General features: G+C 68.2%; 18 protein-coding genes. 12 read left to right on the plus strand and 6 right to left on the minus strand.

Translation table 11 applies throughout. The features are described 5' to 3' along the window. Positions 1–37 precede the first annotated feature (37 nt). The 5 genes from ACIHAO_RS09615 to ACIHAO_RS09635 all read left to right on the plus strand — a co-directional run bounded on the left by ACIHAO_RS09615 (position 38) and on the right by ACIHAO_RS09635 (position 11,459). Positions 38–1,234, plus strand: coding sequence for an aspartate kinase (locus ACIHAO_RS09615; protein ID WP_396556259.1), 1,197 nt, complete (start codon positions 38–40; stop codon positions 1,232–1,234). Beyond that, positions 1,231–5,259, plus strand: a complete 4,029-nt coding sequence (locus ACIHAO_RS09620) for a Pls/PosA family non-ribosomal peptide synthetase (protein ID WP_396556261.1) — start codon at positions 1,231–1,233, stop codon at positions 5,257–5,259. The genes ACIHAO_RS09615 and ACIHAO_RS09620 overlap by 4 nt, the downstream gene beginning before the upstream one ends. Positions 5,260–5,380: 121 nt before the next feature. Continuing rightward, complete coding sequence (gene map, locus ACIHAO_RS09625) at positions 5,381–6,199, plus strand: type I methionyl aminopeptidase (RefSeq protein WP_396556263.1); 819 nt, start codon at positions 5,381–5,383, stop codon at positions 6,197–6,199. Between the two features lie 152 nt (positions 6,200–6,351). After that, on the plus strand, positions 6,352–11,205 hold the full coding sequence (locus tag ACIHAO_RS09630) for a DUF6531 domain-containing protein (protein ID WP_396556265.1): 4,854 nt from the start codon (positions 6,352–6,354) through the stop codon (positions 11,203–11,205). Positions 11,206–11,309: 104 nt separating this feature from the next. Beyond that, positions 11,310–11,459, plus strand: a complete 150-nt coding sequence (locus ACIHAO_RS09635) for a hypothetical protein (RefSeq protein ID WP_199746781.1) — start codon at positions 11,310–11,312, stop codon at positions 11,457–11,459. Positions 11,460–11,475: 16 nt separating this feature from the next. Here the strand turns inward: ACIHAO_RS09635 and ACIHAO_RS09640 are convergent, their stop codons facing one another. Further along, positions 11,476–12,123 carry a hypothetical protein gene (locus ACIHAO_RS09640; protein WP_396556268.1) on the minus strand — a complete coding sequence of 216 codons (648 nt, stop codon included), beginning with the start codon at positions 12,121–12,123 and terminating at the stop codon, positions 11,476–11,478. Between the two features lie 186 nt (positions 12,124–12,309). On the opposite strand from ACIHAO_RS09640, the gene ACIHAO_RS09645 reads away from it, so the two are divergent. Then, positions 12,310–12,675, plus strand: coding sequence for an ArsR/SmtB family transcription factor (locus tag ACIHAO_RS09645; RefSeq protein ID WP_396556270.1), 366 nt, complete (start codon positions 12,310–12,312; stop codon positions 12,673–12,675). A gap of 396 nt (positions 12,676–13,071) precedes the next feature. On the opposite strand, the gene ACIHAO_RS09650 is transcribed toward ACIHAO_RS09645, so the two are convergent. After that, positions 13,072–14,037, minus strand: a complete 966-nt coding sequence (locus tag ACIHAO_RS09650; RefSeq protein ID WP_396556272.1) for a helix-turn-helix domain-containing protein — start codon at positions 14,035–14,037, stop codon at positions 13,072–13,074. A gap of 118 nt (positions 14,038–14,155) precedes the next feature. Here ACIHAO_RS09650 and ACIHAO_RS09655 point away from each other — a divergent pair, with 118 nt between their 5' ends. Beyond that, a complete protein-coding gene (locus ACIHAO_RS09655; RefSeq protein ID WP_396556274.1) occupies positions 14,156–14,746 on the plus strand; it encodes an isochorismatase family protein in 591 nt (196 codons plus the stop codon). Positions 14,747–14,824: 78 nt separating this feature from the next. Then, positions 14,825–16,564: a pyruvate dehydrogenase gene (locus ACIHAO_RS09660; RefSeq protein WP_396556276.1), complete on the plus strand. Its 1,740-nt coding sequence runs from the start codon at positions 14,825–14,827 to the stop codon at positions 16,562–16,564. Between the two features lie 117 nt (positions 16,565–16,681). On the opposite strand, the gene ACIHAO_RS09665 is transcribed toward ACIHAO_RS09660, so the two are convergent. Further along, entirely contained in the window at positions 16,682–17,257 is a 576-nt protein-coding gene (locus ACIHAO_RS09665) for a TetR/AcrR family transcriptional regulator (RefSeq protein WP_125787613.1), read from the minus strand. A 223-nt stretch (positions 17,258–17,480) separates the two neighbouring features. Between ACIHAO_RS09665 and ACIHAO_RS09670 the strand changes: the two genes are divergently transcribed. From ACIHAO_RS09670 to ACIHAO_RS09680, 3 genes are read left to right on the plus strand one after another with little or no spacing between them, the layout of a single operon-like run. Beyond that, positions 17,481–17,933, plus strand: a complete 453-nt coding sequence (locus ACIHAO_RS09670; protein WP_125787612.1) for a (2Fe-2S)-binding protein — start codon at positions 17,481–17,483, stop codon at positions 17,931–17,933. Continuing rightward, positions 17,920–18,879, plus strand: coding sequence for an FAD binding domain-containing protein (locus ACIHAO_RS09675; protein ID WP_396556278.1), 960 nt, complete (start codon positions 17,920–17,922; stop codon positions 18,877–18,879). Before ACIHAO_RS09670 ends, ACIHAO_RS09675 begins: the two co-directional genes overlap by 14 nt. Then, positions 18,879–21,056 (plus strand): xanthine dehydrogenase family protein molybdopterin-binding subunit, encoded by a 2,178-nt coding sequence (locus ACIHAO_RS09680; protein ID WP_396556280.1) that lies wholly within the window; start codon positions 18,879–18,881, stop codon positions 21,054–21,056. The genes ACIHAO_RS09675 and ACIHAO_RS09680 overlap by 1 nt, the downstream gene beginning before the upstream one ends. A gap of 29 nt (positions 21,057–21,085) precedes the next feature. On the opposite strand, the gene ACIHAO_RS09685 is transcribed toward ACIHAO_RS09680, so the two are convergent. Together ACIHAO_RS09685 and ACIHAO_RS09690 are read right to left on the minus strand one after the other, a co-directional pair. Beyond that, a complete protein-coding gene (locus ACIHAO_RS09685) occupies positions 21,086–22,024 on the minus strand; it encodes an ornithine cyclodeaminase family protein (protein WP_396556282.1) in 939 nt (312 codons plus the stop codon). A 17-nt stretch (positions 22,025–22,041) separates the two neighbouring features. Then, positions 22,042–23,058, minus strand: a complete 1,017-nt coding sequence (locus ACIHAO_RS09690) for a proline racemase family protein (RefSeq protein ID WP_396556284.1) — start codon at positions 23,056–23,058, stop codon at positions 22,042–22,044. Between the two features lie 59 nt (positions 23,059–23,117). On the opposite strand from ACIHAO_RS09690, the gene ACIHAO_RS09695 reads away from it, so the two are divergent. After that, positions 23,118–23,825 carry a GntR family transcriptional regulator gene (locus ACIHAO_RS09695; protein ID WP_396556286.1) on the plus strand — a complete coding sequence of 236 codons (708 nt, stop codon included), beginning with the start codon at positions 23,118–23,120 and terminating at the stop codon, positions 23,823–23,825. Here ACIHAO_RS09695 and ACIHAO_RS09700 read toward each other — a convergent pair. Further along, positions 23,822–24,601, minus strand: a complete 780-nt coding sequence (locus ACIHAO_RS09700; protein ID WP_396556288.1) for a metallophosphoesterase — start codon at positions 24,599–24,601, stop codon at positions 23,822–23,824. The genes ACIHAO_RS09695 and ACIHAO_RS09700 overlap by 4 nt on opposite strands. Positions 24,602–25,017 lie beyond the last annotated feature (416 nt).

The raw sequence follows: 25,017 nt of genomic DNA on the forward strand, positions 1-25,017 counted from the left end.
GGGCCTGCCTTTACGGAAGACGCGAAACGAAGGGCCGGTGATACGAAAATACGGTGGTTCCTCGCTGGCCACGCCGGTGATGGTGAGCGACGTGGCCGCTGAAGTGGCCGCGATCGCCGAAGCGGGAAACCGGGTGGTCCTGGTCGTATCGGCCATGGGCGACACCACCGACAGACTGATCGCCCTGGCCGGGGAGTTCGCCGAGCCGCCGCATCCTCGGGAACTCGACCAGTTGATGGCGACGGGCGAACAGGCCTCCGCGTCGGTGCTCGCCATGGCGCTGGCCGAGCGTGGGGTGCGGGCCGTGTCGTTGTCCGGTGACCAGGCGGGGATCGAGGTGACCGGCGAACCCGGGGCCGGGACCATCGTGCGGGTCGACCCCGGCAAGATCCTCACACGGCTGCGTGAATCGCAGGTCGTCGTGGTCGCCGGTTTCCAGGGACGGAACGCCGACGGCGAGCTGCTGACCCTGGGCAGGGGCGGTTCCGACACCACCGCCGTGGCGCTCGCGGCCGCGCTCGGCGGTGCCGAATGCGAGATCCGCACCGATGTCCACGGCGTTCGCACGGCCGACCCCAGGATCGTCCCGGACACACGTCCCGTCCGGACGATCTCGTACGACACCATGGCCGAGCTCGCCGGGCTCGGGGCCCGCGTGCTGCATCCCAGATCCGTCGAGCTCGCGCGCCGCCACGGGGTGGCGGTACGGGTGACGCACTCCTCGGATCCCGGCCCTTCCACCGTCGTCACGGCGGAGGACGCGCCACTGGAAGGCACTCCCCGGGTCATCGGCATCGCGCACGAGCGCGATGTGCGGCTGGTCAGGGTCGAGGTTTCCGCCGACGGCCCGGATCAGTACGCCCGCGTGCTCATGATGCTCGCGAGGTGCGGGGTGAGGCCGGACAACCTGAGCTGGCCCGATCCCGGCGAACTCCGGTTCACCGTGCGGGGTTCGGAGCCGCCCTGCCTGCCGATCGCCGAACTCGCGATGGAGCTGGACGCCCGCTCCTCCGTTTTCGACGAGCTCGGCTCGGTCTCCGTGGTCGGCACCGCGCTGCTCGACCCGCCCGGGTTCCTGCCCGAGTTGCTGCGGGTCCTCGCCGACCACCGGGTCACGGTGCCGGCGTTGACGACGTCGCAGTCGCGGCTCACCGCCGTGATCCCCGCCGACGCCGTCGACACGACCGTCCGCGCCCTGCACGACTCGTTCGGTTTGGCGGAGGACAGGACATGAGCCCGTACGGACAGCCATCGGGTCTGTTCACCACCGATGGCCTTGTCCTGACCTGCGACGGCCACGAACAGCGGATTCGATGGCAGGCCGGCGATCGGCTCGAGCAGTTGTACGAGCGGCTTTGCGACCGGCTGCGCGCAGAGGGCTTCGAAGATCGCCTCGCGGTGGACGCCGGGGACACGAAGCTCACCTTCGCCGGACTCGACGAGCGGGCCAATCGTCTCGCCCGCCACCTGCGAGCGCGCGGAGTGCGGCCCGGCGATCGGATCGGACTGCTCTTCGACGAACCGGTTCATCCCTATGTCGCGATGCTGGCCGTGCTCAAGGTCAACGCGGCGTACGTGCCCTTGGACGCCGGTTTCCCGGACGACCGCTTGGCGTACATCGTCCGCGACGCCGGTGTCCGGCTGGTGGTGTCGGTCTCCGGTCTGCGTGACCGGTTCGATCCGGGCAGTGTGGAAATGGTCTGCCTCGACGAGGACGCGGATCGGATCGCAGCCCTTCCGGGTGAGCGGCTCAGTGCGGCCGAGAAGAGCGCTCCGGCGGACGAACTCTGTTACGTCGTCTACACGTCCGGTTCGACCGGGCGGCCGAAAGGCGTGACGATCGACCACGCCTCGATCTGCAACTTCGTCAGTGTCGCGGCCGACGTCTACGGCATCCGGGGCACCGACCGGATGTACCAGGGCATGACGATCGCGTTCGATTTCTCGGTCGAGGAGATCTGGGTGCCGTTGCTGTGCGGCGCGACGCTCGTGCCGAAACCCGGCGGCGCGGCGCTTGTCGGCCATGATCTTCTCGAATTCCTGCGGGAGAACCACATCACCGCGTTGGCCTGCGTACCGACCCTGCTGGCCAGCCTCGACGAGGATCTGCCGCGGCTTCGGTTCCTCCTGGTGTCCGGTGAAGCGTGCCCCGAAGACCTCGTACGCCGCTGGTACCGAGCGGGCAGGCGTTTCCTCAACGTCTACGGCCCGACAGAGGCCACGGTCACCGCGACATGGTCGGTGCTGCGACCCGACCGGCCGGTGACCATCGGGGTGCCGCTGCCCACGTATTCGGTCGTCATCCTCGATCCGGACGAGCCGACGGCACTGGCCGCGGGCGAACTGGGGGAGATCGGCATCGCCGGGATCGGCCTGGCCGGGGGATACCTGAACCGGCCCGACCTGACCGAGCGGGCGTTCATCCCGGACTTCCTCGGCATCGGGCACAACCCGTCCCGCCGCATCTACCGCACCGGAGACCTCGGCCGGATCACCCCGGACGGGGAGATCGAATACCACGGGCGTGCGGATACCCAGGTGAAGATCCGCGGCTACCGTGTCGAACTCACCGAGATCGAATCGGTCCTGCTCCAGATCCCCGGGATCGCGCAGGCGGTGGTCGAGACCCACCATCCGGACGCCGGCACGACCGAACTCGTCGCCTACTACAGCCTGCGACACGACAGCGCGGACATCGATCCCGGGGAGCTACGCCGTCGCCTGGCGGAACTGCTGCCGGGCTACATGGTGCCCGCGTATCTCGAACGACTCGGCCACATCCCGCTGACACCGGCGGGCAAGGCCGACCGCAAGAATCTCCCGGCACCCAGCAGCCCGCGAACAACCGCGAGCGACGTCGGCTACGTGGCACCGGCCACCGAGACCGAGCTCCACCTGGCGGAGGCATTGGGGCGGGTACTCGGGATCGAGCGGATCTCGGCGACGGGACATTTCTTCGACGACTACGGCGCCGACTCCCTGTCGCTGGCCAAGTTCTGCGCCCTGGTCCGGGAACGTGGCGACGTCGCGCCGTTGTCGGCGAAGGATGTGTATCTCAACCCCACTGTTCGCGGTCTCGCGGAGTCGGTTCCCACGTCGGCCCAGGTCACGGCCGTTCGTGCAGAGGAGCCGCGCCGGGCGTCCACGGCGTCGTATGTCCTCTGTGGAGTGTTCCAGCTCCTGGCCTTCCTCACCTACGCCGCCGGTTCCGGCTGGATGCTGGACACGGGATTCACCTGGCTCGCCGCCGCGACCGGACCGGTCGAAGGCTACGCGCGGGCCGTCGGGCTCGGGCTCGTCGTGTTCGTCGTCCTCTCCGTGGTGCCGATCCTGGCGAAGTGGGCGCTTGTCGGACGATGGCAACCGGGGGAGATCCCGCTGTGGAGTCCCGGCTATCTGCGCTTCTGGACGGTCAAGACACTGATCAGGTTCAGTCCGCTGATGCTGTTCACCGGCACGCCGCTGTACTCCTGGTATCTGCGGGCGCTCGGCGCGGGCATCGGCAAGGGCGCCGTGATCCTGTCCCGGAATCCGCCGGTCTGCACCGATCTGCTCAGCATCGGCGACGGGGCTGTCATCCGGAAGGACGCCTACTTCTCGTGCTACCGCGCCAGGGCGGGCAGGATCCAGACCGGCCGGGTCACCCTCGGGGACAACGCCTTCGTCGGTGAGATGACCGTGCTCGACATCGGGACGCAGCTGGGCGACAACGCACAATTGGGCCACTCGTCGTCCTTGAACGCCGGACAGTCCGTCCCCGGCGGCGAGAGCTGGCACGGGTCGCCCGCCCGTCTCTCGACCGTGGACTACCGGGCGTTGCCGACCGTCGCACGTGGCAGGCTCAGACCGTTCGTCTTCAGCGCGTCCAGCCTGCTGCTCCTGCTGGTGGTGACACTTCCCGTGACACTGGGCGGCGCGGACGTGCTCGCCGAGCGACTGTTCACGAAGACGGTGGACTTCACGAGCTGGGCCTTCTACCGCGGCCAGATCGCCGACTCGGCGCTGGTGTACTTCGGGGCATTGTGCGCCGGGCTGGCCGTCGTCCTCACGATCCCGCGTCTGCTCGGCCTGTTCCTTCGGCCGGACCAGGTCTATCCGCTCTACGGGAAGCATTTCGCGATCCAGCGGCTGATCGCGCGGCTGACCAACCTCCGCGCGTTCACCTACCTCTTCGGCGACAGCAGCTACATCGTGCACTACCTGCGCGCGCTGGGGTACGATCTGTCGAAGGTCCAACAGACCGGATCCAACTTCGGGGTCGAGGTCAAGCACGAAACACCGTTCTTCAGCACGGTCGGCACCGGGACGATGGTCTCGGACGGCCTTTCGCTGCTCAACGCGGACTTCTCCGCCTCGTCGTTCCGGCTGCGCCGAACCTCCGTGGCACCACAGGCGTTCCTGGGCAACGAGATCGCTTATCCACCGGACGCGCGGATCGGCCGGAACTGCCTTCTGGCCACCAAGGTCCTCGTGCCCTTGGACGGGCCGATCAGAGAGAACGTCGGCCTGCTCGGGTCGCCGGCGTTCGAGATTCCCCGGACCGTCCGCCGTGACACCGGATTCGACCATCTCGGCACCGGAGACGGCCTCCGAGCGAAGAACCGGCACAACACCGTCACCATCTTCGTCTATCTGCTGGTGCATTGGCTCCACCTGCTCGGGGTCCTGCTGATCGGCGCGGCCGCCGGTGCCCTGCACGAGCGCCTTGGCTCACTCGCCATCGGCGCCGGCATCGTGGCGACGCTGATGTTCTCGGTCTCGTTCCTCATGCTGGCGGAACTCGGCGTGCAGGGCTTCCGGGCGATGCGGCCGCGGTTCTGCTCGATCTACGATCCGGCCTTCTGGCAGCACGAACGGTTCTGGAAGCTCAGCCCCGCCCGCTACCTCGCGTTGTTCGACGGGACACCGTTCAAACCCTTCCTTCTGCGTTGCCTCGGCGTCCGGATCGGCCACCGTGTCTTCGACGACGGATGCGCGATCCCGGAACGGTCCTTGGTGAGCATCGGCGACGACTGCGTGCTCAACCTGCACACGGTCGTCCAAGGGCATTCGCTCGAGGACGGCCTGTTCAAATCCGACTACATCACCATCGGCGCGGGGTGCACGATCGGCACCGGGGCGTTCGTCCACTATGGAGTGACGATGGCGGACGGGGCGATCGCCGAAGCGGACGCGTTCCTGATGAAGGGCACCGCCGCCCCGGCACGGACCCGCTGGCACGCCAATCCGGCGGTGGAACTCGACGGACGACACGCGTGATCGGGTGGCCGACACGCGACGGAATCCCGCGTCGAGCGCCGCGAGTCCACCTGGTTGGTATTATTATACCGGCAAGTGTTAGGGTGCCGGTATAATAATACCACCGGCTAGCGAGGACTCCATGATCGAACTGAAGACGCCCGCCGAGATCGACCGCATGCACGTGACCGGGCGTTTCGTCGCCGAGGTGCTCACCGAGGTCGGCAGCATCGCCGACGTCGGCGTCAACCTGATGGACCTGGAACACCACGTGCGCGGCATGATCCAGCGGCGCGGGGCGGAGTCGTGCTACTGGGACTACGCGCCGTCGTTCGGCAAGGGCCCGTTCCGCAACGTCATCTGCCTGGCGGTCAACGACGCCGTCCTGCACGGCTTGCCCCACGACTACACGCTGCGCGACGGAGACGTGCTCACCGCGGACCTCGCGGTGAAGATCGACGGCTGGGCGGCCGACTCGGCGCGCACGGTCATCGTCGGGACGCCCGCCGAGGAGGACCTGCGGATCATCCGCGCCACCGAGGAGGCGTTGGAGGCGGCGATCGAGGCGGCGCGTCCCGGCAACCGGCTGGGTGACATCTCCGCGGCCATCTGGGCGGTCGCCCGTGAGTACGGCTATCCGGTGAACACCGAGTTCGGCGGCCACGGCATCGGCCGCACCATGCACGAGGAACTCCACATTCCCAACAAAGGCAAAGCGGGTCGCGGCCTGAAGCTCCAGCCGGGACTGACCGTCGCGCTGGAGCCCTGGTTCGCCCGCACGACCGACAAGATCATCTTCGACGACGACGGCTGGACCATCCGTTCCGCCGACGGTTCACGTACGGCCCACTCGGAGCACACGGTGGCCATCACCGAAGACGCACCCTTGGTGCTCACCCGGCGAGAGCACGAGATGCCCGCATCTACTCTGTCCACAAAGGACTCCGAACGCGCCGAGTGATCTTCGGCACGCGCTTTGTCTTTTTCGGGCAGTGTCGATGTGCGCACAGGCAACGTCACGGGCACGAACATCGGTGGCGAGGTGCACGTGGGGTGGTGATCGCCTGAACCGGTGTCGACGGCGGTCGTTTCGGCTCATGCTTGAATCAAGTCATGAGCAATCCGTTGGTCGCGCCGGTCAAGGACTCGACGACTGCGGTGTCGGGCGTGCCGTTGCTGGAAGGCGCGCTCGACCTGAAGTCGGCGATCGAGAGCGGCGACTGGGCTTCGGTCGCCATGGGCGCGGTGGGCACCGCGCTGGACGCGCTGACGGCCGTGATGGACCCGTTCGGCGCGGTTCTCGCCGCCGGTGTGGGCTGGTTGATCGAGCACGTGGGCCCGTTGAAGGAGGCGCTCAACGCGCTCACCGGCAACGCGGACGAGATCGCGGCGCAGGCGGAGACCTGGACGAACATCGCCAAGGAACTCGGGACCGTTTCGGTCGAGCTGGTGGATCTGGTCGACAAGGATCTCGGTAGCTGGACGGGGGAAGCGGCCGACGCGTACCGCAAACAGGCCAAGAACACCTCCACGCTGATCGAGAGCGCGCAGAAGGGGAGCGAGGGCGCGGGGAGCGGGGTGAAGACGGCGGGGGAGGTCGTCGCCGCGGTCCGGACACTGGTCCGGGACATCATCGCCGAACTCATCGGGCACCTGATCTCCTGGGCGCTGCAGGTGGTGTTCACGCTCGGCATCGGGTTGACGTGGGTGGTGCCGCAGGTGGTGGCGGCGGTGGCGAAGACCGCGTCGAAGATCGCCGGCCTCACCACGAAGCTGGTGAAGGCGCTCAAGGGCCTCGTCCCGCTGTTGAAGAAGGCGGGCGATCTGTTCGACGACGCCGGGAAGGCGTTGAAGAACCTCAAGGGCGGGACGGTCACGCCGTCCGGAAAGCCCAAGGACATCAACGTCAAATCCCCCGAGCCGAAGCCCAAACCCAAACCCGACGAGGACGGAGGCACCAGCCCCTCTGGCGACCACACCGGCCCGTCCGGCGACAAGGGCGGCTCCGGCGGGGACAGGGGTGGTTCGGGCGGCGGGGACAGGAACGGCAACACCGGTCCGGCGGGGGACAACGTCACCCCATCGGGGGCAGGCGGCAGCCGTGGCGGCGGAAGCAACGGAAGTCCGCCCCCGGCCCGAACGGACCCTCCGCCCAAGCAGTCCGCGCCCGACGAGATGAACCTCTGTGGCGACCCGATCGACATCGCCACCGGCGAGGTCGTGATGGTGCAGGACGATCTGTCGCTGGCCGGACCGCTGCCGATCCGGATCCGCCGCACCCATATGTCGAGCTACCGGTCGGGCACCGGCTTCGGCCGCTCCTGGGCGTCGACCGCCGATCTGCGGCTGGAGCTCACCGCCGAACACGCCCGGTTCTTTTCCGACGACGGCACGGCGCCGACGTTCCCGTTGCCGGAGCCGGGGCGGCCGACGGAATCGCCGGCCGGGCCTTCACGAGCACTGCTCGTAGACGAGGCGGGCACCTATCGGCTGGAGACCTGGGATTCCGGGATCACCCTGTACTTCGCGCCGGTCCCGGGTGCGCCGTCGCGAGTGCTGCCGTTGACCGCGTTCGAGCTCGGCGAGGACGGGCCGCGAATCGAGGTGGACCACGACGCCGACGGCGCGGGTGTGCGCTGGCGGCATTCCGACGGACGGGTACTGGAGATCGATCGCGGGCGCGGCCGGATCCAGGCCTTGCGGATGACCGATCCGGTGCAGGGCCAGAACGTCGTCGTCATGCGCTACGGCTACGACGACGCGGGCAACCTCACCGAGGTGACCAACTCCTCCGGCCGGGCACTGCGGTTCGACTACGACCCCGACGGCAGGCTGGCGGAATGGCAGGACCGCAACGGGATCTGGTACCGCTACGTCTACGACGCGGCAGGACGCTGTGTGCGCACGGTCGGGGATCGCGGATTCCTCGACTGCACCTTCGAATACGAGCCGAAACGGACGCGCTACACGGATTCCCTCGGCCATGTCACGGTTTTCGAGCTCGACGCCGCGCATCACGTGGTGCGCGAGACGGATCCGCTCGGCGCGACCACCGTCTTCACCTGGGACGAGCGGGACCGGATGCGCTCGAAGACCGATCCGCTCGGCCGGACCACGCGGTTCAGCTACAACGCCGAGGGCGAGATCTCGAAGGTCACCCGGCCCGACGGCAGTGTCGTGCTGGTGAACCGGTCCGAGGACGGCGCGGTCGACGGACTGGTGGCCGACGAAGGCGACCACACCCGTTACCGGGCCTATCCGGACGGTATGGGGCCGGATCCGCGACAGGACCCGGTCGGCGTTTCCGGCTCGATCAACCTCGAGACCGGCCCGGAAACCGACGACTCCGGGACCGAGGACCACGACCTGTTCGGCAGGCCGCGTTCGGTCCCGCACGGCAGGGGACGGGCCCGGATCGGCTGGACCGTGGAGGGACTGCGGGCCTGGCGGGTCGGTTCGCTGAGCGAGCGGCAGAGCTGGCGCTACGACAGCGAAGGCAACGAGATCGAACACGTCGACCCGGCGGGGCGCACGACCCGCCGCGAGTACGGCCCGTTCGACATGCTGACCGCGGAGATCGATCCGGCGGGTGGGCGCACCCAGTACACCTACGACACCGAGTTGCGGCCGGTCGTGGTGACCAACCCGAACGGGCTGACCTGGACCTATGAATACGATGCCGCCGGCCGCCTCGTCCGGCAGACCGACTTCGACGGCCGGGCGCACACCTACGCCTACGACGCGGCAGGACAGCTGATCCGGTCCGTCGACCCCGCCGGCCGGGTCACGGAATACGGCTACGACGTGATCGGCAACCTGGTCCGGATCCGCACGGACGACACGGAGACCACCTACGGCTACGACGTGGTCGGCGAGCTGGTCCGTGCGGACGACGGCGAGTCCGTGGTGGAGTTCGAACGGGACGACAACGGCCGGACGGTGCGCACGGTCACCGACGGGCTGGAAGTGGTCTTCGCGTACGACTCCGCGGGGGGCACGATCAGTCGTCGAACCCCTTCCGGCGCGACGAGTGTGTGGTCCTTCGACAAGGAGGAGCGGCCGAGCGCGCTGTCGACCGCCGAGCACGTCGTCGACTACGCCTACGACGCCGAAGGTCGTCCGATCGAGCGGCGCGTCGACCAGGGCGCCAGGCTGCGGCAGCAGTTCGACGCCGACGACCGGATCATCGGCCAGACCCTCACCGACGCGACTGGCACCGTACTGCGGCACCGCGAGTTCGCCAGGTCGGCCGACGGCGACCTCGCCGCGATCCGCGACGCCGCGGGAGGCGAATCCTTCGGACGTGACGCGGCCGGGCGGATCACCACCCACCTGGTCGACAACGTGCGCGAGGACATCGCCTACGACCGGGCGGGCAAGGTCGTGCAGTGGGCCACCACGACCATGGCTTATCCCGAAGCGGGGCCGCGCACGTACGACCGCAACACGATCACCGGCGCCGGAGTGGTCCGCTACGAACACGACGTGAGCGGACGGCGTACCGCCCGGCACGAAGGCGACCGGAGCTGGCGGTACGAGTGGGACGCGCGCAACCGGCTGACCGGCCTCACCACGCCGGACGGCCGCCGCTGGCGGTACCGCTACGACCCGCTCGGCCGTCGCACGGCGAAGGAACTGCTCGCCCCGGACGGCCGGGTCGTCGAGCAGACGCGTTTCGTCTGGGACGGCAACTCGCTGATCGAGCAGGCGCACACCGGCCCGGCCGGTGTCACGGTCACCACCTGGGAACGGCGGCCGGACACCGAGGAACCCGTCACCCAGACCGAACACGGCAACGTGCCCGCCCGGTTCCGGGCTTTCGTGAACGACTCCATCGGTACCCCGACCGACCTGCTCGACCCGCTGGGCACACCGAGCTGGAGCGGCCGCTGGACACTGTGGGGCTTGCCGTTGACCGGATTCCCCGGCACGCCGCTGCGGTTCCCCGGCCAGTACCTGGACGCGGAAAGCGGGCTGCACTACAACCTGCACCGCTACTTCGACCCGGCCACCGCGCGCTACCTCAGCCAGGATCCGCTCGGCCTCCCCGCCGGGCCCGATCCGGCCGGTTACCCGCACGACCCGACGTCGGGTTCGGATCCGCTCGGCCTGGTGTGGTGCGACAAGAAACGCAAGCACGTCGACGGTCCGGACACCAGCGGGACCGGGCACAACGCGGGCAACACCGGTGGCAGCGCGAAACGTCCGCGAACCGAGAACGACAACGCCAATCGCGGCGGCCGCACCAAGAACCAGGCGGGCACCACCGAAGAGGTCCGGGCCACCTACGACAAGAACTCCACTCGCGGGAAGGACTTCGTCAACACGCCGGACCCCAGGCAGGTCACCGACGTGGACGCGCTGAACAAGAACTCGATCATCCGCAACAAGACGGACCAGAACGGGGAGGTGTACGGGGAGAACAACCTGAGCGAGAAGCTGGTGGAGACCCTGGAGAGCACCCCGAAGAGGAACCCCAAGCCGGGCGAGAGCCAGTTCCTGAGCGCCGACGAGAAGTGGATCCGCGGTCACCTCGAGAACGGTGACATGGGCGGGCCTGGCAACTCGGACAACATGATCCCGCTGACCCACACCGCGAACATGAACTACAAGAAGCTCGAATCGAGCCTCCAGACCTACGTCGACCTCAAGAACGCCCTGGCGAACCGGGATGCCTCCGACATCGGCATCGACTTCCGGGTCAAGCCCAGCGACGAGGTGAAGTTCCCCAAATCGGACAACGACTTCGAACGCGGCATCCGCGACCACGTCGAGATCAACACCCAGTACACCGGGATCACCCCGGACATCGCCAAATGGCTGATGGACAGCAAGATGGACGTCCCGCTGCCGGATCTGCCCCCGCCGGGGACCAAGTTCGACACCATCAGCGGCAAGTTCACCAAACCCGACGGCAACGAGTGGGTCAAGAACCCGAAGGGCCACGACCTCAGCCAGTACCTGTGAGCGCGAGAAGTTTCGGCCGAAAACTCCGAATACGGCCCGTCACCATCGCGCGGCCGTTAGAGTGAACGGTCGCTGTAGTCATCACCCTTGAGGAGCAGTAGTTCATGATCGCCGAGAGCGCGAACCAGCAGAGCGTGACCTTCCCGCAGGAAGCCACGCCGATCTTCGACCTGGTCGCGAAGATGGTGTCGCGCACGCAAACCGACGACGAGCACGACTTCGACCGCGAAGCCGGTCTGGCGACCACCGCGTAGCTTCCTGCCGAGAACGTCAATCAGACGGCGTGCCCGCTTGGACGCGGAGTTCCGCGGCCGTGCGACGGGCGTGGGCGAGGCCGTCGAGGATCCATTGCGGGGGCTGCCGGTCGTTGGTCGCGATCCGCTCGTAGGCGGCGACCAGCCGTTCCGCGATTTTCAGCCGAGAATCCGCGGCCGCCGGTTCGGGCCCCGTTCGGGTGTCGCCCTGCTCGGGCGGGATCGTGACCAGGGCGAGGTGTCCGGTCGGCGAAGGGGTCTCTCCCGCCGAGGACTCGGCGGTGATGGAGGGATGCGGTTCCGGGGCAGACAGCCGCCGGACGCGGAAGGACGTCCGCTCGGTGTTGTCCGGCACACCTTCACGGCGGGAGTCCTGCGAAGGAAAGGGATCCGCCCGGAGTCGCGCGACCGCGGGACCGTAGCGGGTTCGCACGGACTGTGGTGTCTCCCCGTCGAGCCCGTACGCGATCTCGTGCCAGGTCTTCCCGTCGAGCCTCGCGGCGACCACCGAGGCTTCGACGATCTGCTGTGCCAACCCGATCAGACCGGAGTGGTCCGACGCGGAGTCCGCCCGGGCGGCGTTCGCGGCCAGGTCGGCGAGTTCCGCCGCGTGCGCGGCGAGGACCAGATGCGCCCGGCTGGCCGCGGCGGGGACGTGACTCACAGGTGTTCTCACCTTCTCTGATGTGCAGATTTGCATAAATGTGCAATTTTTGGCACTGAAGAATCGCGGGCGTGCCCTGATCGGGTGTGGCCGCTGCGGTTTCGCGCGGGGTGCGGTTCAGTGGACCGTGTGGTCGGGAACGATCGAGGTCATCCGGACGGAGGGACCCGCGAGGGAGGGATGCCGATGAGCAGGCCCCTGTACCAGGCGAAGGCGGATCTCTTCAAAACGCTGGGCCACCCCGTCCGGATCCGGGTGCTCGAACTGCTCAGCGAGCGCGACCATCACGTCTCGGAGCTGCTCGCCGACCTCGGTATCGAGCCTGCCAACCTGTCCCAGCAGCTCGCGGTGCTGCGCCGGGCCGATCTGGTGGTGCCGCACAAGGAGGGCACGACCGTGTCGTACTCCCTCGCCAGTCCGTCGATCACCGAACTGCTCGCCGTTGCGCGCGGGATTCTGACCGGGGTCATCACCGGCAGACTGGAGTTGCTCGACGATCTGCGGAATTCGGCGGATTTTTGCGGCGACGTGAATTCATCGGAAACCGACTGAAAGGGCGCGCAAGCGCGGTCGTCATCGATTTTCCTGACCGGCATCGATGTTGTTCTCGGTCAATTCGGAATTATCCTCGCCGCCGCGGGGGAGTCCGCCATCACCGGCGGCCGCCCTCCTCGTTTCCTCGACCAGGGAGTCGAAGATGGGGGTCCCGCACAGTTCCACATGGTCCTCCGTCAGAACGGTTTTCGTGCCGGGGTCATCTTGCCCTGGAGTGGGTTCTTCGATCCAGTTCCGCCAGGCATTGCACTCGATTGAGCTCACCCTCCGGGGTGAGCTATTCGCCGATGCGAAAAGCAAGTGTAGGGCATGACTCTTTCCGGGCCCGCACGGCATCGCCGGTTCGCGGAAATAATGATTCCACTTTCCGGCCGGGCACGGGAAAAGGATTTCTCATCGCACGGACGCACTGCCGGAGAACTCGACCCGGTAGCGGGTCGGCGTGGTGCCCAGCGCGGTCGCGAAGTGCTCGCGAAGACGGGCGGGCGTGCCGAAACCGGACTGCGCGGCGATGGCGTCGATGCCGAGCGCGGTCGTTTCGAGAAGGTGCCTGGCCCGCGCGAGGCGTTGTGCGACAAGCCAGTTGTGGACGGTGGTCCCGGTGCGGGCACGGAACGAGCGGGTGAAGGTGCTCCGGCTCATATGCGCCCGGGCGGCGAGCCCGTCGATGGTGTGCGGTACGTCCAGCCGGGACTGTGTCCAGCTCATCACCTGGGTCAGCGGATCGTTGTCCGGCGCGGGTACGGGAAGCTCGATGAACTGGGCCTGGCCGCCGGGGCGGTGCGGCGCGGCGACGATCCGGCGGGCGACGCCGTTCGCGACGACCTGGCCGGCCGTGCGGGCGAGCAGGTGAAGACACGTGTCGATTCCGGCGGTCGCGCCCGCGCCGGTCACGACGTCGCCTTCGTCGACGTACAGCTCTTCGGGGCGCAGCTCCACCGCCGGGAAGCGCCTCCGGAACGTTTCGACCCATTTCCAGTGGGTGGTCGCGGCGCGCCCCTCGAGGATGCCGGCGTCGGCGAGCGCGAAGACTCCCAAGCAGAGCCCGACGACGAGCGCTCCGCGTTCGTGCGCGGCGCGCAAAGCGGCGGCGACGGGCGAAGGTGTCGGGGCTTCCGGGTCGGACCACCACGGCACGACGACGATGTCGGCCTTCGCGAGCGCGTCGAGACCCGCGGGCACGTCGATCGCGTAACCGCCGCTCGTGGCGAGGCGGCCCGGCTCGACGGCGACGACGGTGATCGGCCACGGCTCCATGTCACCCGCCGGAGCCTCGGGTCCCCACACCAGGGACGGCACGGCGAGGTGGAACGGGCTGACCCCCTCGAACGCCAGGACGGCCACCTGTGGAGCACTCATCGATCTCTCCTCGCGGATGTCGGCCGATCTCGACCACAGCCGACCCGAATCCGTATCCCGGTATCGGATCGGGTCAGCCACGATGGTAACCGTACCGACGGAAAGCGAAGGAAACCCGATGACCAGCACCACTCTCCGCGAGATCAGCACCCTGCCGACGACTCCCGCGACGCTCTCGGACGCGACGGTGATTTTCGTCGACTACCAGAACACCTACACGCGCGGCGTGATGGAACTCGACGGCTGGGAAGCGGCGCTCGACGAGGCGGCCACCTTGCTGGCACGTGCCCGTGCCGAGGGCGCGACGGTCATTCACGTCAAGCACGACGGCGGCGAGGGCAGCCCGTACGACCTCCAGCAGGACATCGGCCGGATCCACGAACGGGTCGCTCCCGTTCCGGGCGAGGAGGTCGTGGTGAAGACCGCGCCGAACTCGTTCGTCGGCACTCCATTGGGGGAGTTGGTCGACGCGGCCGGACACCAGAACGTCGTCGTGGCCGGGTTCATGACCCATATGTGTGTCACGTTCACCGCGGAGGGCGCCTTCCTGCGCGGAAACGCCCCGACCGTGGTGGCGGCCGCCTGCGCGACGCGCGCGCTCCCGTCCGCCGTCGGCCCGGTGACCGCCGCGGAGCAGCATCGTTCCGCCCTCGCCACGATCGGTGATCTCTACGCCGTCGTGGTCGGTTCCTCGGCCGACCTCGGCTAGCGCCCAGGTCCTGCGGGGCGGGGCACTCCCGTGGATCATGAAGGGCAGTCCCGCCGCCGGAGTATCGAAGGGGTCGTGATGGCCAAGCCCAACATCGCCGAGCAGTTCGTCCAAGTCCTGGTGCAGGCCGGGGTGGAACGGATCTACGGCGTGGTCGGAGACAGCCTCAACCCCGTCGTCGACGCCATCCGCCGCACCCCGGGCATCGAGTGGGTGCACGTACGGAACGAGGAGGCCGGCGCGTTCGCCGCGGCCGCCGAGGCCCAGCTGACCGGAAAGCTCGCGGTGTGCGCCGGCAGCTGCGGTCCCGGCAACACGCATCTGGTGCAGGGTCTTTACGACGCGCACCGCACCGGTGCCCCGGTTCTCGCGCTCGCCTCGCATATCCCGTCCGCCCAGATCGGGACCGGGTTCTTTCAGGAGACCCATCCCGAACGGCTGTTCGTCGACTGCAGCGGCTACTGCGAGCAGATCAGCAGGCCCGCTCAAATGCCAAGGGTGCTGCGGATCGCCATGCAGCACGCGTTGTCCCGCGGCGAGGTGTCGGTGCTCGTGCTGCCCGGCGACGTCGCGCACCTCGAGGCCGCGGCGCCCACCGGGAGCGGGGTGCCGGTCACCGAACACGGGACGGTCATGCCGCCCGAATCCCAGGTGGCACGGCTCGCCGAGTTGATCAACGGAGCCGAAACCGTCACGGTGTTCGCCGGTGCCGGGGTGCGCGGCGCGCACGCCGAGGTGATGGAACTGGCCGAGACCGTCCAGGCGCCGGTCGGCCACAGCCTGCGCGGCAAGGAATGGATCCAGTACGACAACCCCTATGACGTCGGAATGAGCGGACTGCTCGGCTACGGCGCCTGCTACCGGGCCATGCACGATGCCGATCTGCTGCTCCTGCTCGGCACCGATTTCCCTTACGATTCCTTCCTTCCCCAGGCTCGGACCGTGCAGGTCGACCACGACGCGACCCGGCTCGGCCGTCGCACCCCACTGGAACTGGCCGTGCACGGCGACGTAGGTGAGACGCTGCGAGCCGTGCGGCCGCTCCTGCGACGCAAGACCGATCGGACGTTCCTGGACCGCATGCTGCGTGAGCACTGCAAAACGCTGGAGCAGGTCGTCGACGCCTACACCCGCAACGTCGAACGGCACGTTCCCATCCACCCGGAGTTCGCCGCGGACCTGCTGGACGAACTCGCCGCGGACGACGCGATCTTCACCGTGGACACCGGAATGTGCAATGTGTGGGCGGCCCGGTACCTCACGCCCAACGGACGGCGCCGAGTCATCGGTTCGTTCCTGCACGGCACCATGGCCAACGCGCTGCCGCACGCCATCGGCGCGCAGTTCGCCTACCCGGGACGTCAGGTCGTGTCGATGTCCGGCGACGGCGGGCTCGGCATGCTGCTCGGCGAACTGCTCACCGTGGCCTTGCACGACCTCCCGGTCAAGATCGTGACGTTCAACAATTCCTCGCTGGGCATGGTGAAACTGGAGATGCTGGTCGACGGCCTGCCCGACTATCAGACCGACCATCGCCCGGTCGACTTCGCCGCCATCGCCGGTGGCGCCGGCCTGCGAGCCGAGCGGGTGACCGACCCGACCCGGCTGCGCACGGCTCTCAAGGAGGCGCTGAGCCACGACGGCCCCGCGCTGGTGGACGTCGTGACCGACCCGAACGCGCTGTCCGTCCCGCCGCACATCACCGCCGGGCAGCTCGGCGGATTCGCGTTGGCCGCGAGCAAGGTCGTCCTCGAAGGCGGTGTCGGCCGGATGATCGACCTCGCCCGCGCGAACCTCCGCAACATCCCCCGGCTCTGAGCGGCGGCGCTGTTCTCCCACGGTAGTTCCGTGAAGGCCTCCTTGAGGGACTCTGGGTCCCTCAAGGAGGCCTTCACGGACTTTCCTCGCTGTCGCGATGACCTCGACTGAGCGGCGTCAGGATCGGTCGGTGCCCATCCCGCGCCACAGCAGGTCGAGGAGGCTCGCGACGTCGCGCCGCCACTCACCGTTCGGGTCGAGGTACAGCAGGCCGCCCAGTCCACGAAGGACGGTCTCGGGCTTCAGGTCCGGGCGGACGGTGCCGGCGTCGATATTCGCCTGCAACAGCTTGAAAACCGCGCCGACCATGGCTTCGTAGGCTCCCGCGGGCAGCTCGCCGCGCGAAGCCGTCGCGGCGCGAAGGGCGTCGGCGAGTCCGCGTTTGGTCATCATGTAATGCGCGAGGTGGTCGGTGGTCCACGTCCGGAAAGCCTGCTCTGGCGGGAACTTCTCGAGCAGGCTCGGCACGATGTCGACGAGCTGGCGTACTTCGCGCTGGTAGACCGCCAGGATGAGGGCTTCCGGGGTGGGGAAATGCCGGTACACCGTGCCGACACCGACCTCGGCCTGTTTCGCGATGGCGTTGAACGAAACCTCACCCGAGCCTGCCAGTGACTTCGCCGCGGTGGCGAGGATGCGCTCGTGGTTGCGCCGGGTGTCCGCGCGCCGGGGGTTGACCGATCCCGTCGTCATCTTCCCTCCCGTCCGCCGATCACGTTCTCCGGTGAAATGTAGCCGAGGAACCCGGGCGACCTGGAGCGACTCCAGGGGGAGCATCGACATTGCCAAGCGGATTGTAATCCGCTAACTTGAAAATCGAAGCGGATGAATATCCGTTTCGATTCGCGAACAGTCTCCCACCACCTCAACCTACGCCGTCGGGCCCGTGCCCGGACGATCTGCGGAAAGAGATCCAGTGGACATCTCACTCGAAGTCAACGGCAGGACGGAACACCTGAGTCTCGATCCCGGGGTGACCCTGCTGGACGCGCTGCGGGAGCGGCTCGCCGTCACAGGCCCGAAGAAGGGGTGTGACCGGGGGCAGTGCGGCGCCTGCACGGTGCACGTCGGCGGACGGCCGGTGCTGTCCTGCCTCACCTTGGCCGCCACCGTGAAGCAACCGGTGACCACGGTCGAAGGACTGTCCACAGAGGACCGGCTGCATCCGGTCCAGCAGGCGTTCGTCGATCGGGACGCCCTCCAGTGCGGATTCTGCACGTCGGGGCAGATCATGTCGGCGGTCGCCGCCGTCGAGCAGGACGTCGAGGACGTCCGTGAATTCATGTCCGGCAACCTCTGCCGGTGCGCGGCGTACCCGAACATCATCGCGGCCGTCGAGCAGGCAAGGAGGGCCGATGCGTCCCTTTGAGCTGCTCGCACCCGAGACCGTCGAGGCCGCGGTCTCCTCGCCCGGCACCTTCCTGGCGGGCGGGACCACCCTCGTCGACCTGATGAAACTCAATGTCCTGACCCCACAACAGGTCCTGGACATCAACGCGGTGCCGCTGCGGGGTATCGACACCGCCGACGGGCTCCGGTTCGGCGCGCTGGAGCGAATGGGCGACATCGCCGCGCACCCCGGGGTGTATCCGGCGATCTCCCGAGCGCTGCTGCTCAGCGCCTCCCAGCAGATCCGGAACATGGCCAGTATCGGCGGAAACCTCATGCAGCGCACCCGCTGCTCGTACTTCCGGGACGTCGCCATGCCGTGCAACCGGCGGGTACCCGGCAGCGGCTGCCCGGCGATCTCGGGCACCAACCGGATGCACGCGGTGCTGGGCACGAGCGATTCGTGCGTGGCGACCCACGCCAGCGACGTGGCCGTCGCACTGGTCGCTCTCGACGCGCGGCTCCGGCTGGTCAGCGCGACGGGCACCCGCACCGTCGAACTGGCTTCCTTCTACCGCCTGCCCGGTGACACCCCGGAGGTGGAGACCGATCTCCAGCCCGGCGAACTGATCGCGGAAGTCGTGGTCCCGCGGCTGGATTGGGCGTCGAACTCCACGTACGTCAAGGTTCGGGACCGGCAGTCCTACGAGTTCGCGCTGTGCTCGGCCGCGGTCGCGCTGCGGGTCGAAGGCTCGCGCATCGTCGACGCCAGGGTCGCGGCCGGCGGCGTGGCGACCGTGCCGTGGCGGCTGGCCGCGGTCGAGGAGGCCTTGCGCGGCGCGCCCGCGACGGTCTCGGCCTTCGAAGACGCGGCGGCACTGGCCGCCGAGGGCGCGCGCCCGTTGGCCGCGAATGGTTTCAAGACGTCGTTGCTGCGGCGGACCATCGTCCGCGCACTGCTCGAACTGACCGAGGGGAGCCGCTGATGACCGGCCGGGTGGACGGGCCACTGAAGGTCACCGGCCGGGCCGAGTACGGGGCGGATCACACCTTCCCCGAGCTGGTCCACGGGTACGTCGTGCTCAGCACGATCGCTCACGGCGAGATCGACGCGATGGACGTCACGGCGGCGAAAGCCGCTCCAGGCGTGATCGGTGTGTACACGCCGTTCGATCCGCTGGAACTGCGCACCCCGGCCACCCAGTTCATGGGTGAGACCTGGGTTCCGTTGCAGGACAAGGAAGTCGCCTACTACGGCCAGCCGATCGGCTTCGTGGTCGCCGAGACCTACGAGCAGGCGCGCGACGCGGCGATGCTGGTCGAGGTCTCCTACCTGCCGAGGCCCGCTCTCACTTCGTTGCAGGACGGCCTGGCTTCGGCGGAAGACGCGCCGCCCGGGAGGGACGGTGGCCCCTCCACTCTCGCCATCCTCGCTCCCGGCGTCGAGTCCATCGAGGACGCGCTCGCCGCGAGCCCGGTGGTCGTCGAAGCCACGTACACCACCGCGCCCCAGCACCACGCCGCGCTGGAGCCGCATTCCGCGGTCGCGGTGTGGGGGCCAGACGGCCTGACGGTCCACAGCGGCAACCAGGGATCCAACCTTCAGTCCGCGGAACTGGCGATGGCGCTGGGCACGGAGCCGTCCGAGGTGCACGCGGTGAACCCGTTCGTGGGCGGTGCGTTCGGCGGCAAGGGCCGCACGTCCACCCCGGCGTTCCTGGCCGCGGCGGCGGCCAGGGTCCTCGGCAGGCCGGTGAAAGCCGCGCTCAGCCGGGAACAGGTCTTCACCGCGACCGCGGGCCGTGCCGCGACGGTGCAGAAGATCGCCCTCGGCGCGGAACACGACGGCACGCTCAACGCCCTGCGTCACGACTCGTGGTGCAGCACGCCGCAGGACCGGTCGTTCGTCGAGCCGACGTCACACGGCACCTCGCGCGAGTGGTACGCCACCCGCAACCTGGCCATCAGCCAGAAGATCGTGCCGCTGAACATCCCGCCGACCACCTTCATGCGGGCGCCGGGCGAGGCGCCAGGGTCTTTCGCGCTGGAGAGCGCGATCGACGAGCTCGCGGTCGCGCTGCGCATGGACCCCATCGAGTTGCGTCAGCGGAACAACTCGACCGCTCCACCCGGCAAGGATCTGCAGTGGTCGAGCAAACACCTCGACGAATGCTTCCGCATCGGCGCGGCGCGGTTCGGCTGGGCGGATCGGGCACCCCAAGGGCGGGCCGACGGAGACTGGCTCGTCGGCATGGGAACGGCCACCGCCATGTTCCCCGCCTTGCGGTTCCCGGCGGCGGTCGGGATCACCTTGCTGCCCGACGACACGGCCGTCGTCGAGACCAGCGGAGCGGACCCGGGGACGGGCCTGCTGACCGTGCTCTCCCTGGTGGGCGGGGAATCGCTGGACATCTCGCCGGATCGGGTGACACCGCGGCTCGGTGATTCGAAGCTGCCGCCCGGAGGCATGTCCGGCGGCTCGACGGCCACCGCGAGTGCGGGGACGGCCATCATGATCGCCGCCGCCAAGGCGATCGACGAACTGCTGGCACTGGCGTCGGCCCCCGGCGCGCCGTTCGACGGCATGGACGTGTCCTATGCGGACGGTCAGGTGCTGGCCGGCGACCGGACGATGACCTTCGGCGAGCTGTTGCGGGCACTGAAGCGCACCTCGCTGTCGGTGACCGGTTCGTCGGCGCCCGGCGAAGAGCTGACAAAGCACTCGTTCAGCTCGTTCGGCGCCCAGTTCTGCGAAGTCCGGGTGCACAAGTGGACGCGCGAAATCCGGGTGTCCCGCATGCTCGGCGTATTCGACTCCGGCCGGATCATCAACCCGGCGGCGGCGCGCAGCCAGATCATGGGAGGCATGATCTGGGGTGTATCGGCCGCTCTGCACGAAGGGCTGGAGGTCGAGGACAACGGTCGCTTCGCCAACGGTGACCTGGCGAGCTACCTGATTCCGGTGAACGCCGACATCCCGGAGGTCGACGTCCACTTCGTCGAGTATCCGGACACGTTGCACAACTCGGTCGGCGCGAAAGGGCTGGGCGAGATCGGCATCGTCGGAATGGCGGCGGCGGTCGCGAACGCCGTCCACAACGCCACCGGAATCCGGGTCCGGCACATCCCCATCCTGATCGAGGACCTCCTCGACGAGGCATAGGGGCGGGTGGAGATCCGGGACACGTGAGGTCACGGATCTCCACCTTCGCCGAGACATGCTCGAGCGAGCAGGTCGGCGATCGCCCAGTCCTGCATGGCCACCCCGACGCTCTTGAAGACCGTCCGGCCGACTCGCTTCGGGATTCCGTCGGTCAGCGCGGTGCCGAGCTCGATGAGGTCGTCCTCGGTGATGGCACCTGCCTGGAGTGCGTGGATGATTTCCCCGGACTCTTCGAGGACGGCGTCTCGTTCGTCGATGACGACGGTCGCTCCGGCGAGCAGCTCGTCCGGGAGTTCTCGCATGGTGGGGCGGAAGGCGCCGATGGCGTTGACGTGGGCGTGGCCGGCCAGCGACAGATGCGAGAACAGTGGCGTGGTGGACGTCGTGGCACAGCAGACGATGTCGGCATCGCGAACCGCCTCGTCGACGTCGGTCTCGACATGGACGGTGTCGAGGTGCAGCTCCTCGCCGAGAACCTTCGCGAGCGCGCGGGCGCGTTCGGGGCCGCGGGCGACGATTTTGAGCTCGGTCAGCGGCCGGACGGCGTGCACGGCGCGGACCTGATCGGCCGCCTGCCCGCCGGCGCCGATGAGGGTGCACGTCTTCGCTTCCGGCGGAGCCAGCAGGTCGGTCGCGACGCCGACGATGGCACCGGTGCGGATGCGGGTCACCTCGGTGGCGTCGGCGACGAGATGGCGGACGTGGCCGAGTTCGCTCCAGACGACGGTCCCGACGATAGCCGGCACTCGGCCGTCGAAATCGAGGCTCAACGTCTTGATCATCGCCGAGGCGGTCGGCCGGTGGTGCGTGGACATCACGAGGAATCCGCCGTCGCGCAACACGGTCCGCGTCGGCATCTCGAACTCGCCACGGCGCAGTGCGAGAAATCCGTTCCGTACGGCGTCGATCGCGGCGGGCATGGACACGGCCGACCGGATCTCCTCCGGTCCGAGCGTGACGACGTCCATGAATACTCCTGATTCCCTCAGCGCAGTACGAAACCCGGAACCAAGTCGTCGTCGGGGTCCACGACGAACCGGTGGTGGCCGGTGGGGAACGCGCGGCCCGTCACCACGGGCATCACCGCGTTCCGCCCGGCGACTTCGGTCGTGTCCGCGATCCGGGCGAACCAGGTCGAACCGACGATCGACGAATGGACGAGTGCGCGATCCGCCGCCAGCCGCCCGGACGCGTGCAGCGCCGCGACGCGGGAGGCGGTCCCCGAACCACAAGGTGACCTGTCCACCTGCCCGTCGGCGAAGACGGTCACGTTGCGCTGACGGACGTTTCCGGCTTCGTCGTCGCCGAGGTCGTCGAAGAAGATCACGCCGTAGATTCCGCTGAGTCTCGGGTCGAGCGGGTGCTCGACGTACGCGCTCGTGTTGAGCTCGTTCTTGATCTTCCGTCCCAGGTCGATCAGTTCGGGTAGCGAGGCATTGTCGACGGAGAGACCGAAGTCCGCCGCGGACACGTGGGCGTACATCGCGCCGCCGAACGCGATCACGCAAGTGGTGGTGCCGCGCGAGGTCTCCACTACAACGTCCTCATGGAGGAGATAGGCGGCGACGCTGACGAAGTCGACCGCGGTGACCTTGGAGCCCGCCGTGGCGACCCGCGCGGTCACTCGTCCGGACGGCACGTCGATCACCACCTCGGTGACGCCGCTGGGGTCGGCCGCCACCAGCCTGGTCTGGACCGCCCAGGTGCCCAGGCACATCGTGCCGTGGCCACACGCGGCGGAGAAGCCGTCCTTGTGCCAGAAGAGAACACCGAAATGGGCACCTGGATCGTCCGGTGCCACGACGAAACCGCCGTACATGTCGGCGTGCCCGCGTGGCTCGGAGCAGAGCAGTCGCCGCAGTCCGTCGACGTCAGGGTCGACGGCTGCCGCGACACGCTTTTCGGCGACCGTCGCCCCCGCTGGTTCCGTTGTCCCGGTGACGATCCTGAACGGTTCGCCACCGCAGTGGTAATCCACCGCGTCGATCCCGTCGCTGGTCATGGTGAAGCAACGTAACATGTGACATTGTACTGACACAACGCCTGGTGAAAGGACCGAGGATGGCTGGGGACGAACGTTCGATCAAGGGGCTGCCCTCGATCGGCGGCCGTCGCAACCTGCGCGACGAGGTCATCGAGACCCTTCGCGGTGCCGTGATCTCAGGGGAGATGCGTCCCGGTGTCGTCTACTCCGCGCCCACGCTGGCCGAACAGTTCGGCGTGTCCGCGACGCCGGTGCGCGAGGCGATGCTCGACCTCGTCAAGGAAGGTCTGATGGAAACCATGCGTAACAAGGGTTTCCGTGTCACTGAGCCCACCGAACACGAACTCGACGACCTCACCGAGCTGCGCGCCCTGATCGAAGTCCCCACCGTGCGCCGCATCGCCGAGGCGGGGGTCGACGCGGACGCGCTCGAGCGACTCCGTGACCTCGCGGCCGGGATCGAGCGGGCTTCCGTCGACCACGACCTCATCGGTCACGTCAGGTTCGACATGGAGTTCCATCTCGCGCTGCTCGGCCTGGCCGGCAACGAGCACCTCGTCGAAATCGTCCGGTCGTTGCGTGCCCGATCACGGATCTACGGTCTCAAGGTCCTGGCCGAACGCGGGCAACTCGTCCCGTCGGCGCGCGAACACGCGGAACTCGTCGACCTCATCGAGGTTCGAGACGCCGATGGTGCCGAGGCGCTCATGCGGCGTCATATCGGGCATGTCCGCGGTATCTGGGCGGCCGACTCCACACCGCCTCGAGCCGACTCGTCTTATTAGTGCACCGTGACGCGGGCGTCGGCGAGGACCAGCGGTCGCCACTCGGCGGCGCCGGTTCGGCCGTGTCCTGGGTCGACACCGATGAACACACGCCCTCCGACCCGCACCCGGACATGGCGGGCGTGCCAATCGACCGCCGCGCGTTGCCGGACCCGTCCGGTGCACCGCCAGGTTCGGTCAGCGAACCGCACGACCGTGGAGTGCCCGTGGATCTGGCCGAAGGGGACGATGCCGCGGTAGCCCATCCAGGGTTCGTGCAGCGCCGCACCCGATTCGGCCCACAAGGGACCAGCCCCTTCACCCATCTCCCAGATCAAGTCCGGGCGTTCGTTGAGCAACTCCGCGGCCTCGGTCGCCGAGGTCGGTTCTCCCAGGCGCTGCCAGGAGGCGAGCGTCAAACCCGCGTGCGTGACCAGTAGTTCTTCGCCCTCGGCGGTGCGTACGGCCTCGGCCACTCGCAGTCGTCCATCGGCCCACCACTCTCGTAGCCGCGTCACGTCGTCGTCCGCGAGAGGCTCGCGCCAGAAGACGTTTTCGCCGGGCAGGTATTGCGTCTCGTGGTTTCCGGCGAGCTGGATCCAATGCCGCTCGTCCAGCAGATTCGCCACGATGTCGAGCACGCGCGCGCTGTCCGGGCCGCGATCGACGAGGTCGCCGACCTGGATCACGGTGAGATCGGGCGGAAGTCCTTCTTCGGTGACGCCGAGCCAGGTCAAGGCCCGGCGCAGCTGATCCGGATGCCCGCCGACATCGCCGATGATGGCGACTTTTCCCATGACCACCCCCAAAGACAGCTGGTTGAAGCCAGCGTACGGACTCTTAGGGAGGTTGGTCTCGTTTGCGATGCGGCCTGTTGTGCCGGAGTGAAAGTGAGGCCTATGCCGTGGGCTTCGACGATCTGGTCGAGTTCTTCGCCGGGCTGGCGCGGGTGGGATGGCGAGCGGGTTACGAGTCCCTTGAGCACGACCTCCGGAACGGGAACATCTCACGAGTCTCAGTGGCACCGCCGGTCACGACTTGAGCGCGTGAAGGGCCCATCCTTGCGCCTAGTGTCTGCACCGGAAGTTCGCGCCGTTAATCCGTGTCGATAGCCGGCCGTTTCGCGCCTGGCCCGGGGGGCATGAGGTGCGTCGGGGGAGACCCCCTAGCGCCCCCCCGGGGGGGGGTAGAGTGGGTTGGGGGCACCGGACCC

The sequence above is a fragment of the Amycolatopsis sp. NPDC052450 genome (assembly GCF_044547565.1).
Taxonomy (GTDB): domain Bacteria; phylum Actinomycetota; class Actinomycetes; order Mycobacteriales; family Pseudonocardiaceae; genus Amycolatopsis.